This window comes from Vibrio celticus (assembly GCF_024347335.1).
Lineage (GTDB): Bacteria > Pseudomonadota > Gammaproteobacteria > Enterobacterales > Vibrionaceae > Vibrio > Vibrio celticus.
On sequence record NZ_AP025463.1, the window covers coordinates 2,557,212 to 2,574,597 of the forward strand.

Below are 17,386 nucleotides of genomic sequence, written 5' to 3' on the forward strand. Positions count from 1 at the left end.
GACGATAGTTAAACTCAGACGATTGTTAATGCGTAACTAGGCGTAGCTTAAAGCGGCAATGCTGTCGTATACTTCAATGGTTCCATCGCAAACGTCGAGGTCACATTAGAGATACCATCAATGCTATTCACCAAGCGCTTATAGAAATCATCAAAGCACTTCATATCTTTAACCTGAACCTTCATCATATAATCATATTCGCCAGCCATGCGATAGAACTCCATCACTTCTGGAAATTCCGACACAGTATTCACAAAACGACCGAACCACTCATGAGAATGATTACTGGTTTTCACTAATACGAACGCAGTAAAGGAAAGATCCAGTTTTTCTGGGTTCAGCAGTGCGACTCTTTTCTCAATAATGCCGTTCTCTTCGAGGCGCTTAAGCCTTTTCCAACAAGGCGTTGTGGTGAGATTGACCGCTTCAGAAATATCGTTCAATGACAGGGTGCTGTCTTCTTGCAGTAACCCTAATATTTTTTTATCTACGGCATCTATCACACTTTCACCAAGTCGCATTTAAAGAGAATAATTTTCTACAATTTAAGCAAAACAAAGCAAATATGGCAAAGTTTTTCTCTAGGATTATAGATAAATTAGAACCATACCAATTACAAAGAATTCCTACACTCGATCAGGAGAACGCTTATGTGCACTGACCATCAATGGATTAACAACGCGATTCGTAAAATTGAAGCGGACTACCAACGCTCAGCGGATACGCACCTTATCAAGCTCGATCTACCAAGTATCGAAGGCATTGATGTTTACCTTAAAGATGAAAGCACACACCCTACAGGCTCTTTAAAGCACCGTTTAGCGCGTTCTCTCTTCTTATACGCTATCTGTAACGGTTGGGTTGGCCCAGAAACAACAATCATTGAATCTTCATCAGGCAGCACTGCCGTATCTGAAGCGTACTTTGCTCGCCTACTTGGCCTGCCGTTTATTGCGGTAATGCCAAAATGCACAGCGAAGAAGAAGATTGAGCAGATTGAATTCTACGGCGGCCAAGCGCATCTTGTTGACCGCTCAGATGAAATTTACGATGAGTCTCGTCGTTTAGCAGAAGAACTGAACGGTCACTACATGGACCAATTTACTTACGCTGAGCGCGCAACCGACTGGCGTGGTAACAACAACATCGCGAACTCGATTTTCAATCAAATGCAGATGGAAGATCACCCAGTTCCGGCTTGGGTAGTAATGAGCCCAGGTACTGGCGGTACTTCAGCGACGATTGGCCGTTTCATTCGCTACCAACAACATGAAACTAAGCTTTGTGTTGTCGACCCTGAAAACTCTGTATTCCACGAATACTTCCAAACAGGCAATGCGAACGTGAAAGGCAGTACATTCAGCAAGATTGAAGGCATTGGTCGCCCACGAGCAGAACCAAGCTTCATTCCTGGTGTGGTTGACGAAATGCGTAAAATTCCAGATGCAGCAAGTATCGCAACGACACATTGGTTATCTGACATTCTTGGTCGCAAGGTCGGCGCATCAACCGGTACTAACATGTACGGTGTGCTTCAGCTAGCCAGTGAAATGAAAGCGCGTGGCGAAACAGGCTCTATCGTGACTTTGCTATGTGACAGCGGTGAGCGTTACCTAGACACTTACTTCAATGACGAGTGGGTAAACCTGAATATCGGTGACCTACAACCTTATGCGGCGAAGCTAGAAGCTTTCTCGCAAACGGGTGAACTGGCTTAACCACAGAACAAACAGCGACGCAAAAATAAAAAGAGCCCTGATGGGCTCTTTTTTGGTTTGTTCTATTCATCAATTTCTAGCGAGAACAAATTATTCTGGCTTCTGCTTCGCTTCAAACGCCGCTAGTTGCTCAGGTGTCGCTTTTGGTTGGTGGTTTTGTTTCCACTCATCGTAAGTCATGCCATATACGCGCTCACGAGCGTCATCGATATCCAAGTCTAGGCCTTGTTGCTCAGCTTCCGCTTTATACCACTTGCTGAAACAGTTACGGCAGAAGCCCGCCAAGATCATAAGGTCGATGTTCTGCACATCCTTATTATTGTCTAAGTGTGCTAGCAGACGACGAAAGGTTGCTGCATCCAGCTTATCTTGTTCTTCTTGAGAAAGATCTTTGTATTTAAATTCAGCCACTTTACTTTCCTTTATTCGATTTATTGTATTAATTCGTTGAGCTCTGTTTGTTATACAAAAAAACCTGCAATTCGCTAGGAGCAAACGCAGGCTTTTCAATATTGTTACACTATTGCATGTTCATTAGCCGTGCGTGTTCATTAACCGTGAGAGGTTCTTCCCACGTTGTCATGGCTAAGCTCTTTATTAAGCTCCGCTTCCACGTGACCCGGAGAGCGTGTTGAGCCAGAAATCAGTCGGTACATCGCAGGGATAACAAACAGAGTAACCAATGTCGCGAAGCCCATACCGAAGAAGATAACCGTACCCACTGCCACTCGGCTTTCATAGCCTGCGCCCGTTGAAGTAATCAATGGGATTGCACCCGCTAGTGTCGTAAATGCCGTCATCATGATTGGACGCAAGCGTCGAGCCGAAGCATCAATGATCGCCTTTTCAAACTCAATACCACGGTCACGGAGTTGGTTAGCAAACTCAACGATCAAGATACCGTTTTTAGTTACCATGCCGATCAACATGATCATACCAATCTGGCTGTAGACGTTGAGCCCTTGACTCATCACTACCAAGCCTAAGAAGCCACCAAAGATACCCATAGGTACGGTGAACATCACCACCAGCGGGTTAATAAAGCTCTCAAACTGCGCTGCAAGTACCAAGTACGCAACTAACATCGCTAACGCAAACACCACTAAGATGCTTGATTGGTTCTCTTTGAAGTCTTTAGACTCACCTGAGTAGCTCACAGAGATGTCACCCGGTAGCTGTTCAATCGCTTGCTCATCAAGGAAATCCAGAGCATCACCCAGTGTGTAACCTTCCATTAGGTTAGCTTTGATGGTCACCGACTTTTGCTTGTTGTAGTGCGACAAACGAATCGATGATGCCACTTCTTCAATGTGTGTCAGTGTATCAAGCGTTACTAGCTCGCCTGACTGAGTTCGCATGTAGATTTGGCTTAAATCGTTGGCGTTGTTGAAGCTGTTCTCATCACCACGCAGGTAAACATCGTACTCTTCACCACGGTCAACGAAGGTGGTTTCACTGCGTCCGCCAAGCATGATTTCTAAGGTATCTGAGATGTCTGAAACGCTAACACCTAGCTCTGCTGCACGCTGTTTGTCTACAGTTACCAATAGCTCTGGTGTTTTCTCAGAGTAATCAATGTCCGCGCCTTCCATCATTGGAGAGTCTTCAGCCGCTTGTTTTAAGAGCTCTGCCCACTTCTGAAGTTCAGAGTAATCAGAACCGCCAAGTACGAATTGAACAGGCTCACTTGAACCACCTTTGAAGCCCGGCATGAACGGGAATACACGCACATCTGGAATGCCGTTCAACGATTTACGAACTTCGTTCAACGCTTCTTGTGCGGTAACGTCACGCTCATTCCAATCTTCTAGGATCATGATGACGAAACCTGTTTGGTCGCCGGCATTACCGCCGAATGCTGGTGATTGAATACTGAATGACTTCAAGAAGCCTTGACCAAGCAATGGCATTAGACGTTCTTCAACAATGTCCATGTTGGCAGACATGCGGTTGTAACTGGTTGCATCTGCGCCACGAACAAACGCAAAGATAACACCACGGTCTTCTTGCGGAGTAAGCTGTGCTGGCACTTGTTGCATCAAACCATAGCTACCACCCAAACATGCGATAATGATGATAGGAGCAGCCCAACGCCAATTTAACGCGCGGCGTAATACCGAGCGGTATCCAGACTCTAATTTACCAAATACACGTTCAACAAACAGATTAAAGCGGTTTGGTTTCACGTTCGCTTTTAGGATTTTACTGCCTAGCACTGGCGTTAGCGTCAATGCAACTAGCGACGAGAAGATCACCGACATAGCAAGCAATACCGAGAACTCGGTAAACAGCAGACCTACCATGCCGTCCATGAACGAGATTGGTAGGAATACCATTACCAATACAAGCGTTGTTGCGATTACCGCGAAGCCTACTTCACGAGTACCTTTATAGGCAGCAAGCAGCGGTGACTCACCACGTTCAATATGGTGGAAAATGTTCTCAACCACCACGATCGCATCATCGACCACCAAACCAATCGACAAGATAAGTGCCATCAAGGTAATCAGGTTGATAGAGAAACCGAAGTAGTACGCGGCAATAAACGACGAGATCAGAGATACAGGTACGGTTACCGCTGGAATAAGTGTTGCACGTGCTTGACCAATAAAGATGTAAAGCACAAGGATAACCAAGCCGCCCGTGATAAAGAGCGTGCTGTAAACCTCTGAGATAGAACGATCGATGAAGACTGTTGAGTCATAGTCGACAGCTAAACGAGTGCCATCTGGCAAGAACTTTTGAATTGCTTCGACTTCTTTATGTACTAGGTCAGCCACTTCAAGCGGGTTTGCATCTGATTGAGGCACAATACCCATACTGACGTTAACAACGCCGTCACTCTTAAAGGTCGAGTTCTCGTTTTCTGCGCCAATGTAAACATCCGCTACGTCTTTTAAGTAGATAGGTGTGTTATCAGAAGCGCGTTTTACCACTAAGTATTCGAAATCTTCCGCTTCAGTGTAAGAACGAGCGGTACGAACCGACATCACAATTGCATCGTTACGTACTTCACCACCTGGGCTTTCAATGTTCTCACTGTTCAACGCAGAAGTGATGTCCGAGGTAGTAACACCGCGACCAGCCATCTGAGCAGGTTTCAGCTTCACGTACATTACTTTGTACAAGCCACCGGAGATATCCACCGAGCTCACGCCTGAGATCAAACTAAAGCGGTCAATCAACACACGTTCTGTATAGTCGGTTAACTGCGTTCGGTCCATCTCCGTCGAGCTTAAGTTGATGTAGACCGAGGCTTCACCACTGCCGTTGTTCTTATAAACAATCGGGTCACCGGCTTCATCGGGCAATGAACGCTGCGCACGAGCTACCGCATCACGAACATCACTCACACCGGTATTGAGATCGTAACCAAGCTCAAAAGTAATCGTGATACGCGACATACCGTTACGCGTTGTGGATTCGATCTCATCGATACCACTAATGCCGGATAACTGGTCTTCAAGGTTGGAGGTTATTTGGCTTTCAATGATGGTGGCAGACGCCCCCTCATAACGAGTACTGATCGATACCACCGGGCTTTCAATATCTGGCATCTCACGAACCGCAAGCTTATTGAAAGAGACAATACCAAACACAACCAATAATAGGCTCAATACGACAGCCGCTACTGGTCTCTTTACAGAAAAATCAGATAACAACATTAGTTAGCGCCTTCTTGTGCTTTTTTTTCACTTGCTGCATCAGCTGGGCGATTGACGGCAAGCTCTTGAACCAAAACACCATCACGCATATTCACTATGCCCTGCACTACAATTTTCTGACCAATGTCGATGCCTTTGTCGATCACGACTTCGTTGTCGATACGAGCACCAAGGAACACTTCGGTTCGTGTCGCTTTGTTATCTTCGCCAATGACATAAACAAAACGTTTAGTACCTGAGTATTCAAGTGCTTGAACTGGAATAATGGGTGCTTCCACCGGTGGAAAGTCCATATCAGCTGCCACTAACATGCCCGGCTTTAAGTAATCATTATTGTTGTCGAAGTGAATTCGAACTCGAAGGTTCAAGGTTTCAGCGTTAATACGAGAATCAATGCCCACTACAGTGCCAGTGAACTGAGTATCTCCCCATGCACTGGTGCGAGCCGTCACTTTCATGCCTTTAGATAGCTTGGAAAGATAACGCTCAGGGATCTGGAGGTCTAACTGCATTACTGAAAGGTCATCTAAGGTCACTAGTTCAGTACCTGCTGTCACCATTTTACCGCGGCTAAAGTCGATAAAGCCGACCGTGCCAGAAAAAGGCGCGCTAATGTGTAAGTCTTTAAGATTAGCATTCGCAGCAGCTAGGCGAGCATTGGCGATCTCTACATTAGTTTTCTGAGCGTCAATTTCAGTTTGCGTGATCGCGTTGCGTTTCACTAGTCGTTGGAATTCCGCTAGCTTACGTTTCTCGTCTTTTAAATACGCTTGCGCCTCTGCAACCGCCGCTTTCGCTTTATCATCGTCGAGCTGGACCAACATCTGCCCTTTGGTGACATCTTGATTGGCCTTGATGTTGATAGAGTCCACTCTGCCAGCCACTTCAGAAGTAATCATGACAGATTGCTCGGCTTCTAACTTGCCGACCAAAGAAAGAGATTGGCTAACTTGGTGGATATCAACTTGCTCAGTAACAACAGTGACAGTGCTAGGGCCCATACGCTTAGCAAGTGCGGCTGGAGACGCCATAAGAATAGACAAGCTAAGCAGGGTTAAAACAGATTTATGCTTCATAATAATGGTCTGCAAGTAAGGTTATACCAATCACAATGAGCAAGTGGTCAGAAATAGCGTAGGAAAAAGGCTTGAGAACAAGACAGGATTTTCGATAAATAGTTATTCTACAATCAAAAATTCTAACGCCGTTATCGAGCATTTTAACAAGCTAGGATGACACCTTTATTTACTACGATTGGTATTATTACCTATAAATGAAATTAACCGTATTCTATCAACTGATGAATGCTGTAACGTCAAGAAGTGTAAATCTAGATTAAATTCCATTTACGTTTCTTCACGTTCTAGACACATTGAATAGAATACAGAAAGCCAATTACCTCAAGGTGTTATCTATCAGTACGTAAACCTTAGTACAGATGTTCACTTCACGAGCAATATGCGTACTTTTCGCCATCTTTGCCCAAAAAGGCAGCATTTAACACAAAACCATAAGAAAAACCCTTTACAGGTTTAGCGTGTTTGCTATGATGCGCTCCGCACTTGAGAGATGCGTTGGGAAAAACATCTCTTTAGCCTATCCATTATGAGTTAGGAAAAAACACCCTGGAGGGGTTCCCGAGTGGCCAAAGGGAGCAGACTGTAAATCTGCCGGCTCCGCCTTCGATGGTTCGAATCCGTCTCCCTCCACCATATTTCTTCTTACCTCTTTTAAGAGTTAAGAGAGCAACCTGATTGATGGGCTTATGGGAAAACATCAATTTAGGCTTACTTTGTGAAGAGTAAGACACACCCTGGAGGGGTTCCCGAGTGGCCAAAGGGAGCAGACTGTAAATCTGCCGGCACTGCCTTCGATGGTTCGAATCCGTCTCCCTCCACCATATTCTTCTTACCTCTTTTAAGAGTTAAGAGAACAACCTGATTGATAGGCTTATGGGAAAACATCAATTTAGGCTTACTTTGTGAAGAGTAAGACACACCCTGGAGGGGTTCCCGAGTGGCCAAAGGGAGCAGACTGTAAATCTGCCGGCACTGCCTTCGATGGTTCGAATCCGTCTCCCTCCACCATATTCTTCTTACCTCTTTCGAGAGTTAAGAGAACAACCTAGTTGATGGGCTTATGGGAAAACATCAATTTAGGCTTACTTTGTGAAAAGTAAGACACACCCTGGAGGGGTTCCCGAGTGGCCAAAGGGAGCAGACTGTAAATCTGCCGGCACTGCCTTCGATGGTTCGAATCCGTCTCCCTCCACCATATTCTTCTTACCTCTTTCGAGAGTTAAGAGAACAACCTAGTTGATGGGCTTATGGGAAAACATCAATTTAGGCTTACTTTGTGAAAAGTAAGACACACCCTGGAGGGGTTCCCGAGTGGCCAAAGGGAGCAGACTGTAAATCTGCCGGCACTGCCTTCGATGGTTCGAATCCGTCTCCCTCCACCATATTCTTCTTACCTCTTTTGAGAGTTAAGAGAACAACCTGATTGATGGGCTTATGGGAAAACATCAATTTAGGCTTACTTTGTGAAGAGTAAGACACACCCTGGAGGGGTTCCCGAGTGGCCAAAGGGAGCAGACTGTAAATCTGCCGGCACTGCCTTCGATGGTTCGAATCCGTCTCCCTCCACCATATTCTTCTTACCTCTTTTAAGAGTTAAGAGAACAACCTGATTGATGGGCTTATGGGAAAACATCAATTTAGGCTTACTTTGTGAAAAGTAAGACACACCCTGGAGGGGTTCCCGAGTGGCCAAAGGGAGCAGACTGTAAATCTGCCGGCACTGCCTTCGATGGTTCGAATCCGTCTCCCTCCACCATATTCTCCTTAATTGGAAAATCGAAAAGCCAACTCATTGAGTTGGCTTTTTTCGTTTCTGTGTATAATATTTCTCTGTACCCGTTACCTTTCTCGTTCAACGATCTTGATAACCTATCATCCAAGTTGAGAAACTTCTCTCAACAACTGAATAAAAGTCAAATATGCAGCTACAAACTCTAGGAAAAGGACGCTTCGAAACTGAGTGGACTGAAGACAAGCAACTAATCGAACAAACCATTCGTGATTGTATTTGTACGAGAAGAATATTTGAGGAAAATGAAAAGTTATTAACTCAAGGAGAGCATGTAGATAACCTTTACCTTGTTGATTCTGGAAGAGTTTCTATGGGAATGACAGCTCGCAACGGTAAAACATTTTTGTTAGGTACTCTTGAGTGTGAGCAACAAGTCTTCGGGGAAATGGAATTCTTTACCGGATACCGCTGCCAAATGGATATTATGCCAATCGAGCCCGTTAACGTATCTATCATTGATGCTCAAAAGCTAAAGAAGTACTTGTTAGAACAACCTAGGCTTTCTCTCTATTTCGCTAGCGCTATCGCTATTGACTATCAAGACACGGTCGAGATCCTAACAAGGCGTCTTCTATATCCGATTACTTATAATGTTGCCTACGATATTTATCATCAATATTTGAATGACTTACCCGTCGATGGCTTTCAAAAAAATTACCTCGAAGCAGAACGTTTTGCTACAACTGATAGAGTCTACCGCCGCGCAGTGAAAGAGCTTGAGAGCAAAGGTTTTATTGCTAAAGAAAAGAAAGGACTAAGGATTCTTGATCTAGAAGGGCTTAGAAAATTTGCGGAGCAATAAAGGCCTGCACAAATACAGACCTTTTCAGTGTCGCTTAAACCGATAACTATTTATGCAGTTTGAGTTTGATTGGATTGGCTTGCTTTGTACTTTGTAGATGCAATAAGCATCACCAACACAACAGCATATATTGCAGGGATGGCATACATAACTGTTTGTAAGCCAACAATACTTTCCATCATAGAGCTAATCGCAGGGCTAAACATTGCACCAGCACTGCCGCTAACCAATATATAAGAAACATTCTTACTTGATGCATTGCGCACAAATGACACACCATAAGCAATGAAAGCATTATAAAGTGCAGCACAAGCAAACCCGTAACCATAAGTCAGGTAAGAGAGCCATTCTAGTTGATTTGTAGTAACGATGACGCTCGTTATCACCATTGCAAGTGTAATGATCGTCAATAAGAAGTACTGAATCTTCATACGCGACACAATGACAGTCGAAACTAAAGCACCAACCAACGCTGCTGACCAATACTGAGTAATAATGTTACCCGCTTGTTCAAATGGAATATCGAACTTCTCTTTCACAAACATTGGAGCCCAAGTTAAGAAAGTATAAAGGGCAAGCATTCCTAAGAATAGTCCGATACCACCACTAATAATGCCGAAGTTCCATTCAGACTTTGATTCAGTTTGTGTTGCGCTTTCATCACCACATTGATTGAAGTTAGTCAGCAAAGCGATAAACATTGTTGCCAATGCAACCACGCCAACACTCAAGTAACTGATGCTCCAATTCATTGCATTAGTAAGTGCGTAAGTGGTGATCATTGGGAACACAACACCTGCAATGTTAAATGTCGCGTCTTGTACCACTAACATTGTGCTCTGAATTTTGTCTTTCCATAATGAAACGACAATAGTACCAGCGATACACAGACCAACACCTCCACAAAAACCAATAATAGCCATACATAACATCACGATCGATAACGAAGGTGCAATGTAAAGGCCTAATGAGGACAGTGCGATAATGCCATAGCACAACACCGTCATGCGTTTAATACGTAAGCGTCTAATTAAGCAGTGAGGCCTTATTCAACCTCATCTATTTCTAAGTTCCAAGGCATAAGATCGTTCAGATCGTCTTGAAGGGATCGCGTTGGTAGCACTTTGAACAAGTGTGCGAAGTAGTAATACGGGTTGATATTATTCGCCCGACACGTCATCACTAAGCTATACAAGTTGGCACTTGCTGTAGCGCCCTCAACCGAGGTTGAGAACATCCAGTTTTTCCGGCCCGTTGTAAACGGGCGGATGTCTCGCTCAGTCACATTATTATCAATGCTGATGTCGCCATCTTCTAGATAGGTGAGCAACTTAGGCCATTGATTGACCGTGTAATTGATGGCGCCACCGAGCTGACTTTTCGGTAGCACTTTTTCCTGGCTTTCCAGCAACCACTCGTGGAACTTGTCTAAGATAGGTTTTGATTTTTGTTGGCGTAACTGCTGCCTTTCGATAGCACTTAAGCCTTTAGCTTCTTGCTCAATGCCATAAAGCTTGGCGATAAAGTTAATTGCCTTTTCAATACGGCCTGATTTCTTCTTCGGTTGGGCTTTTTGTGCATCAGTAAATTTGCGCCTGACATGCGCTAAGCAACCGGCTTGGCTGACATTGTCGAGACCGTTATAAGCTTGATAACCGTCGGTAAGCAGGTAACCGGAATAATCACCTAAGAAGTCTTTGACGCATTGTCCCGCTCGACTTGGTTGATAGTCGTAAATCACCACAGGCTGTTTGACGAACTCGCCGCTACGATAGACCCACATGTAAGATTTGCTCTGAGCACTTCGGTCTTGCTCTCGCAGTACTTGAACGGTGGTTTCATCGGCGCAGATTAGCTTCTCATTCAGTAAATGGGCTTTCATCGCTTCAACGATGACATTCACCTTATTACCCAGTTGCACACACCAGTTGGCAAGCGTCCCACGGCTTAAGTCAATATCAGAACGTTTTAAAATCTCAACCTGACGATACAGCGGCAGCGCATCAACATACTTCGCTGTCACGACTGCGGCGAAAGCTTCAGGGCTACCCATGCTTTTCGGGAGCATATTGGCTGGTCGAGGCGCTGTGATAATTTTGCTGCTGGTTTGTGTCTTTTCACACTGACGGCAAGCGTACTTGGTACGCTCATGGCGCACGACGCTGACTTTCTGAGGGATGATTTTTAGCTCTTCCGAGACTTCGGTACCGCATTCATGCAGCGGTTCATTACAGCATTCACAGTAAGGGGCATTGAGTGTGTGCTGATGTACTTCACGCTCTAACTCTGCAGGGAGCACTTTTCGGCCCTTCTTATGATGCTTGGGAGCTGGTTTTGGTAATGCATTCTGCTGCTCGGCTTCGTTGAAAGTGCCTTTGGGCTCTTTTTCGCTTTTGGCCGAGAAGCGTTTGGATTTACTCAAGTTAAGCTGCTCAAGGAGCAACTGCATTTTGTTTTCTAACTCAACGACTTCCTCAGCTTGAGTGTCGACCGTCTTTTTGAGTGCACTGTTCTCTTCCTGTAGCTTAAGCAGCATCGCTTTGAGTTGTTCTACATCATCAGGAAGTTCGGTCATGGTTAGGGCTCGTTATCTATCATTTCCACTTAGTCTGACAGCGAAAAAGGATCGTTCAAGCCCAATATGATGATCAGTATTCTAGCTCACACTTCTCGACCATAAAGGGGCTGATGAGCCTTAGGGTTTTCAAGATTCAGCCCAGATAATAGCCAGTTAAGTTGTTGAGTTGAGATATGGATATGACCCGCTGCTGTAGGTCTGGGCCATTTAAAGCGGCCTTTCTCTAATCGGCGATAGTAGAGCCAAAATCCGTTGGTGTCCCAAAAGAGAATTTTGATTTTATCTCGGCCACGATTGCAAAAGATGAACCACGCGCTGCTTAATGGATCCATTTCTAACACGTCTGCGACAATGAGAGACAGACCATCAATCGACTTTCTCATGTCGGTAATACCCGAGACGAGATAAACGGCACCACTTGGGATCATTGCAGCGCCTTAAGCCAAGTTTGAATTTGTGTCAGTGATAACGAGGTCGGCAGCTCTGCTTTAAGTCCATTCGGTAGATGAACAACAACCGTCTCTGCACTTAATGATGGACGATCATTCATTACCACTTGGTGGGCGATTTGTTCATCATCAGTTTGTTTGAGTTTCTTCAACCAATAATGAAAAGTGGCGTAATTGATGTCGTGCTCTTTGCAAAACTGCGGAACAGAAAGTCCGCTTTCTTGCTGGTTAGAGACAATGGTCGTCCAATGTTGGTGTTTTTCAGATTGAGTCATAGTTCCTCCGTTAGGTTGGAAAAACTATGACAAAGGCTGGTTGGAATTAGAACGTGTGGTTAATTAGACGCTTACTTTAATACCGACTTTTTCAATTAAGAAGAAAGCCGCAATAGTGCCGGCTAGTGCTCCACCATTTAATAAAGAAAATATTGATGCTACTTCATTTACATTCGCGTTAAATGCATTAGCTATTGGCTCGACCAACATACCAAATTGTGTCGCAAAGCCCGCCATAACGAAATTAGCGAGGAAACTGATAGCAGTGAGTGTCATTTTATTTTTCATTGTTCACTCCAAGGGCTCGTAGGTTAGATGTTTTAATTTGGGAGAGCTTAACTTTAAGCCCTCCACACAGGCTTAAGCTTTGATTGCCGTTTCTAGAGCAATTTCAATCATGTTGTTGAATGAAAGCTGACGCTCTTCTGCGGTGGTCTCCTCACCCGTGATACAATGATCAGACACCGTCAGGATCGCTAATGACTCAATACCAAATTGTTGTGCTAGCCCGTATAAGCCTGCAACTTCCATATCGATACCAAGCACCCCAAAACGCTCTAAGGCAGGGATAAGATCTTCATCAGGATCGTAATAAAGGTCGCCAGTAAACACGTTGCCAACTTTAACATCTATATTCTTCTCTTTTGCTGAAAGGTAAGCATTATGTAAAAGCTCAAACGTTGCCGATGTCGCCATGTGATAGCCACTGCTGCGCTTGGCATTAGTTGGAGAGTCTGTACCGGCGGCTTGTGCCAAAATCACATCACGCATCATGACATTTTTCTGCGTTGCACCAACACTGCCGATACGAATAATGCGCTTAACACCGAAGTCATTAATCAGTTCGTGACCATAGAGAACCATTGATGGTACACCCATGCCATGCCCCATAACTGAGATGCGCTGCCCTTTGTAATAGCCAGTGTATCCAAGCATGTTTCGAATATCAGTCACGAGTTTTGCGTCTTCTAAGTAGGTTTCAGCAATGTATTTCGCTCGTAGTGGGTCACCCGGCATAATTACTGTAGATGCGAAATCCTCAGCAGTGCCAGCAATATGTGCAGTCATAATGTTTCCTTATTTGTTTTGTTGGCGCAATCATAAGGAGTAATGGCACAAAGCATTGAGGACAAATGTCCGCTTTCAAAGTACTGCCTCTCAAATTTGAATCTCTCTATCAAAACAGAGAAGTAGCCGTTCTAAGAACCTAGTTATGATTGGCTTGCTACCCTCAGCACACAAAAAAGCCCCTGCTGATTTCTCAGCAGGGGCTTTCTATTATTTGGTGTCATTCCGGATAACTACATCCTATTGATGCTGAGTTAAATCCTGGAATTAACCTTGAATACCAACAATTAACCAAGGTGCATTGTTAGTTGTTAGGTCACGCTCTAGGTGCCAGATATCAGTGATATCTTCTTCAACGCCATCCGCTGTGTCACGGTAACGACCGCTAAACTGAAGGCTTAGCTGTGCTTTGCTACCATCGTGATCTGCGCGAACGATTTCAGCATCAACGTACATTACGTCAGTGTGCTGATCACCGTCTAGCTTATTACGCTCAGCTTTTAGGTCTTCAAATAGGCTTGGAGATACGTATTCTTCAATTGTGTTTAGTTCGTTGTGATTCCATGCACCTTGCAGTGTACGGTAGTGCTCACGAGAACCATTGATGAATGCCGCTTGATCAAAGCCCGGTGGGTAGTTATGTGGAACATCGCTTTGTGCACCAAAACCGAAACCACCAGCAGCGCCTTGTGATTGAGGTTGTGCTTGCTCGAAGTTATGAACATTTGGTTGTTGCTTAGGTTGTTCAAACTTGTTCTGACCCATGCCGCCGAATGCTGGCTGTTGGCCACGTGCATTCTGCTGATTCATTGAGCCCTGCTTCGCGCCCAACATTCCACGTAGGAATTTAAACGCTAGGAAAGCAATCAGACCCATGATCAGAATATCCATGAACTGGATACCTTCAAATGCGCCACCAAAGAATGCAGCTAAAAGACCACCAGCAAGTAAGCCACCTAGCAGACCGCCCATAAGGCCTTTCTTGCTAGAGTTAGCTGCTGTGTTCTTACCTGTTTGATCTTGACGGATCGAATTCGTGTTTTGTTGTTTTGGTGCTGGAGCCGTTTTAAAGCTTTTGCCAAATGACTTACCACCACCAAACTTTTTCGCTTCCGCGATTGGCGTCACCGCGACTGTTACCAACAGGATCGCGACTAGTGAGAAAAATCGTTTCATTATTATCCTTTATAATAGGGTTCTTTATCTTTCGACACCTTAATCATACTCGTTAACAAAGAACAATGAAATATTCACCGTGCTTACACATGTATCATAATATTGCAGCTATTAATTGATTACTAAACTAGCGAAGGGATTGACGGCACTCAGGGGCAGCATTAAAATATTGAACGATGTTCATTTAATAGAAAGTACCCATGGCAAGACGAAACGATCATACTCGCGAGCAATTAGTGCAATTAACCTTAAAAACGGTAACCGACTTCTTAGAAGAGCACTCTTATCACGAGCTAAGTCTACGTAAAATCGCCAATATGATTGGTTACGTTCCAAGTACCTTAGTAAATGTATTTGGTAACTACAACCTACTGCTTTTGCATGTGGTCGCTCAAACATTAGATGAACTGGCGTCAGAATCGGCTGCAGCTGTTGAACAATCGAGCAACCCTCAACAAGCTCTATTCAACCTTGCCTACTGCTACCACGATTTTGCACAGAGACACCCACACCGCTGGCAGCTTATCTTCGAGCACAACATGAACGGTGAAAACCTTCCTGAATGGCAATCAAACCGCATCGATAGAATGACAGGCATGCTAGAGCAGTTGCTCGTAGCGATTGCTCCTGAACATACGAAAAGCGAAGTCGTTAAAGCCAGCCGTGTATTATGGTCTGGAGTACACGGAATTACTCTACTTAGCGTTGATGATAAATTTTTCGCCTCTGAGCCTATTGATGGTAAAGAGCTGATCAATAACCTAGTCTCAAACTACTTAACCAACTGGTAATCATCCAAGGAAAGATAATGAACAACAGCAGCCAATCTTCGCTGTTAACGCAAAAAAGGTTCCTACCCTACTTTATTACCCAATTTCTAGGAGCCTTTAACGACAACATATTCAAAAATGTCCTGTTACTGTTTGTTGCTTTCGCAAGCGTAGACACGCTGCCTATTTCCAGCAATCTATTCATTAATTTGGCCGCTGGCCTTTTTATTCTGCCCTTCTTCTTATTTTCAGCTTTGGCCGGTGTACTGGCCGACAAATACGAAAAATCGTGGTTTATCCGTAAAGTTAAGCTCCTTGAAGTAGTGATCATGTCACTAGGTGCGATCGGATTCATCTACGAAAGCTACGGAATATTACTTCTGCTTCTGTTCCTTATGGGAACGCAGAGTGCTTTCTTTGGTCCGGTGAAATACGCCCTGCTTCCACAGCAGTTAGAAACAAAAGAACTGGTATCTGGTAACGCTCTCGTCGAGACAGGTACATTCTTAGCGATCCTGATTGGTACTCTAGGCGCAGGCATTATTGCATCTGAAGAAGGCGCGAAGCTCATTGCTGCGGTGTGTATTGTTTCGTTCGCCGTACTTGGCTATGTATCAAGTTGCTTTATCCCACAAGCACCAAGCAATGCACCAGATCTTAAAGTAAAGTGGCAACCTGTAAAACTGACCCGCGCGACACTGGCGATTGCCAAAAAAGATCGCCCGACCTTTCAAGCTCTGATGTCTATCAGCTGGTTCTGGTTCCTTGGGGCGGCTTACCTAACTCAGTTTCCCAACTTCACCAAACTGCACCTCAATGGCACTGAAAGCTCGGTCGCCTTTTTACTGGCGCTGTTCTCGGTAGGCATCGCGATCGGCTCTTTGGCTTGCGATAAGTTATCGAATCACCGAATTGAAATCGGCATCGTGCCAATGGGCAGCTTAGGTATCTCGATATTCGGCCTTTTGATGGCGATATCCATCCCGGAGTCTTTGCCTGACTTTAGCTCTTTCCATCAATTCGTAACCTATTCAGAGCTGTGGCCGCTATTTGCTTACCTTCTGCTTCTGGGTATCTCTGGCGGTATCTTTATCGTTCCTCTGTATTCACTGATGCAGTTACGCGCCAAGCCCGACGAGCGTGCCCAAGTGATTGCCGGGCTCAATATCTACAACTCACTGTTCATGGTGGGAAGTGCGGTATTAGGTATTGTTTGCCTTAGTGTTCTAGATCTTTCAATTCCACAGCTGTTTATCTTGCTCGCAGTAGGCAACACTTTGGTGATGCTGTACCTGTTTTATCAGGTGCCTATCTACGCTTTCCGCTTCTTTACGTGGGTGGTCACTCACACCATGTACCGGGTTAAAAACAAGAACTTACATCACCTGCCAGAAAAAGGCGGTGCGTTGATTGTCTGCAACCATGTGAGTTATATGGATGCACTGCTGCTGAGTGCGGTTTGCCCTCGCTTGATCCGTTTTGTGATGGAAGAGGATTACACCAAGTTACCGCCAATTCGACGCTTCTTGAAAAGAGCTGGGGTGATTCCAATCTCCGCGACCAACCGCAACTCGATTCGAAACGCTTTCAAAGAAGTAGAGCGTGCGCTACATGAAGGTCACATCGTGTGTATTTTCCCAGAAGGAAAGCTCACCTCTGATGGCGAAGTGGCTGAGTTCATGCGTGGTATGGAGCTGATCATCAAACGTTCCCCTGTCCCTGTGATTCCAATGGCTCTCAAAGGGTTATGGGGCAGCTACTTTAGTCGTTACAAAGGCCGTGCCTGCAAAGGGTTACCGACTCGCTTCTGGACCAAGTTAGAGATAGAAGCTGGCGAGCCGATTTCACCTAAACAAGCCTCTTGTGAAACGCTTCGACAGTCAGTCTCTGACCTTCGCGGATCACTACGCTAGTTAACCAGCCTTTTATTCATATCAGTTGAACAAGCGTTAAGTTTTCCTTAACGTTTGTTCAATTCATTTAGACTTACTTATCATTTTATTGAACGTATAGT

13 protein-coding genes, 7 tRNA genes and 2 pseudogenes are annotated in these 17,386 nt (G+C 44.8%); 11 read left to right on the forward strand and 11 right to left on the reverse strand.

Going from position 1 to position 17,386, the window contains the following annotated elements; all coding sequences use genetic code 11:
* Positions 1-47: 47 nt before the first annotated feature.
* Positions 48-521 carry an Lrp/AsnC family transcriptional regulator gene (locus OCV19_RS11440; RefSeq protein WP_065677410.1) on the reverse strand — a complete coding sequence of 158 codons (474 nt, stop codon included), beginning with the start codon at positions 519-521 and terminating at the stop codon, positions 48-50.
* Positions 522-650: 129 nt separating this feature from the next.
* On the opposite strand from OCV19_RS11440, the gene OCV19_RS11445 reads away from it, so the two are divergent.
* Positions 651-1,718 carry a PLP-dependent cysteine synthase family protein gene (locus tag OCV19_RS11445; RefSeq protein ID WP_019820402.1) on the forward strand — a complete coding sequence of 356 codons (1,068 nt, stop codon included), beginning with the start codon at positions 651-653 and terminating at the stop codon, positions 1,716-1,718.
* A 90-nt stretch (positions 1,719-1,808) separates the two neighbouring features.
* Here OCV19_RS11445 and OCV19_RS11450 read toward each other — a convergent pair whose 3' ends face one another.
* The 3 genes from OCV19_RS11450 to OCV19_RS11460 form a co-directional block, all read right to left on the reverse strand.
* Positions 1,809-2,129 carry a DUF1244 domain-containing protein gene (locus OCV19_RS11450; protein WP_004736423.1) on the reverse strand — a complete coding sequence of 107 codons (321 nt, stop codon included), beginning with the start codon at positions 2,127-2,129 and terminating at the stop codon, positions 1,809-1,811.
* A gap of 140 nt (positions 2,130-2,269) precedes the next feature.
* Positions 2,270-5,383: a vibriobactin export RND transporter permease subunit VexH gene (vexH, locus tag OCV19_RS11455; RefSeq protein ID WP_065677411.1), complete on the reverse strand. Its 3,114-nt coding sequence runs from the start codon at positions 5,381-5,383 to the stop codon at positions 2,270-2,272.
* Positions 5,383-6,459, reverse strand: a complete 1,077-nt coding sequence (locus tag OCV19_RS11460; RefSeq protein WP_065677412.1) for an efflux RND transporter periplasmic adaptor subunit — start codon at positions 6,457-6,459, stop codon at positions 5,383-5,385. The genes vexH and OCV19_RS11460 overlap by 1 nt, the downstream gene beginning before the upstream one ends.
* A gap of 551 nt (positions 6,460-7,010) precedes the next feature.
* Here OCV19_RS11460 and OCV19_RS11465 point away from each other — a divergent pair.
* The 8 genes from OCV19_RS11465 (at position 7,011) to OCV19_RS11500 (ending at position 9,056) form a co-directional block, all read left to right on the forward strand.
* Positions 7,011-7,095, forward strand: a tRNA-Tyr gene (locus OCV19_RS11465).
* Positions 7,096-7,198: 103 nt separating this feature from the next.
* Positions 7,199-7,283, forward strand: a tRNA-Tyr gene (locus OCV19_RS11470).
* 102 nt (positions 7,284-7,385) lie between these two features.
* Positions 7,386-7,470, forward strand: a tRNA-Tyr gene (locus OCV19_RS11475).
* Positions 7,471-7,572: 102 nt separating this feature from the next.
* Positions 7,573-7,657, forward strand: a tRNA-Tyr gene (locus OCV19_RS11480).
* Between the two features lie 102 nt (positions 7,658-7,759).
* Positions 7,760-7,844, forward strand: a tRNA-Tyr gene (locus OCV19_RS11485).
* Between the two features lie 102 nt (positions 7,845-7,946).
* Positions 7,947-8,031 (forward strand) — tRNA-Tyr (locus OCV19_RS11490).
* Between the two features lie 102 nt (positions 8,032-8,133).
* Positions 8,134-8,218: transfer RNA gene (locus OCV19_RS11495), tRNA-Tyr, on the forward strand.
* 163 nt (positions 8,219-8,381) lie between these two features.
* Positions 8,382-9,056 (forward strand): Crp/Fnr family transcriptional regulator, encoded by a 675-nt coding sequence (locus OCV19_RS11500; protein ID WP_065677761.1) that lies wholly within the window; start codon positions 8,382-8,384, stop codon positions 9,054-9,056.
* A 50-nt stretch (positions 9,057-9,106) separates the two neighbouring features.
* Here OCV19_RS11500 and tsgA read toward each other — a convergent pair.
* The 7 genes and pseudogenes from tsgA to OCV19_RS11535 form a co-directional block, all read right to left on the reverse strand.
* Positions 9,107-10,090, reverse strand: a pseudogene (gene tsgA / locus OCV19_RS11505) (MFS transporter TsgA); the annotation flags it as partial.
* Between the two features lie 11 nt (positions 10,091-10,101).
* Complete coding sequence (gene tnpC / locus OCV19_RS11510; RefSeq protein WP_086738437.1) at positions 10,102-11,631, reverse strand: IS66 family transposase; 1,530 nt, start codon at positions 11,629-11,631, stop codon at positions 10,102-10,104.
* Positions 11,632-11,717: 86 nt separating this feature from the next.
* Positions 11,718-12,062 (reverse strand): IS66 family insertion sequence element accessory protein TnpB, encoded by a 345-nt coding sequence (gene tnpB / locus OCV19_RS11515; protein WP_065677712.1) that lies wholly within the window; start codon positions 12,060-12,062, stop codon positions 11,718-11,720.
* Positions 12,059-12,358, reverse strand: coding sequence for an IS66 family insertion sequence element accessory protein TnpA (gene tnpA, locus OCV19_RS11520; RefSeq protein WP_065677713.1), 300 nt, complete (start codon positions 12,356-12,358; stop codon positions 12,059-12,061). Before tnpA ends, tnpB begins: the two co-directional genes overlap by 4 nt.
* A 75-nt stretch (positions 12,359-12,433) precedes the next feature.
* A pseudogene (locus OCV19_RS11525) lies at positions 12,434-12,646 on the reverse strand (MFS transporter TsgA); the annotation flags it as partial.
* 72 nt (positions 12,647-12,718) lie between these two features.
* Positions 12,719-13,426: a purine-nucleoside phosphorylase gene (gene deoD, locus OCV19_RS11530; RefSeq protein ID WP_061033645.1), complete on the reverse strand. Its 708-nt coding sequence runs from the start codon at positions 13,424-13,426 to the stop codon at positions 12,719-12,721.
* Positions 13,427-13,693: 267 nt separating this feature from the next.
* Entirely contained in the window at positions 13,694-14,602 is a 909-nt protein-coding gene (locus tag OCV19_RS11535; RefSeq protein WP_004736112.1) for a Tim44 domain-containing protein, read from the reverse strand.
* A gap of 200 nt (positions 14,603-14,802) precedes the next feature.
* On the opposite strand from OCV19_RS11535, the gene OCV19_RS11540 reads away from it, so the two are divergent.
* Entirely contained in the window at positions 14,803-15,393 is a 591-nt protein-coding gene (locus OCV19_RS11540; protein ID WP_017064073.1) for a TetR/AcrR family transcriptional regulator, read from the forward strand.
* A gap of 17 nt (positions 15,394-15,410) precedes the next feature.
* Positions 15,411-17,285 carry an MFS transporter gene (locus OCV19_RS11545; protein ID WP_065676682.1) on the forward strand — a complete coding sequence of 625 codons (1,875 nt, stop codon included), beginning with the start codon at positions 15,411-15,413 and terminating at the stop codon, positions 17,283-17,285.
* Positions 17,286-17,386 lie beyond the last annotated feature (101 nt).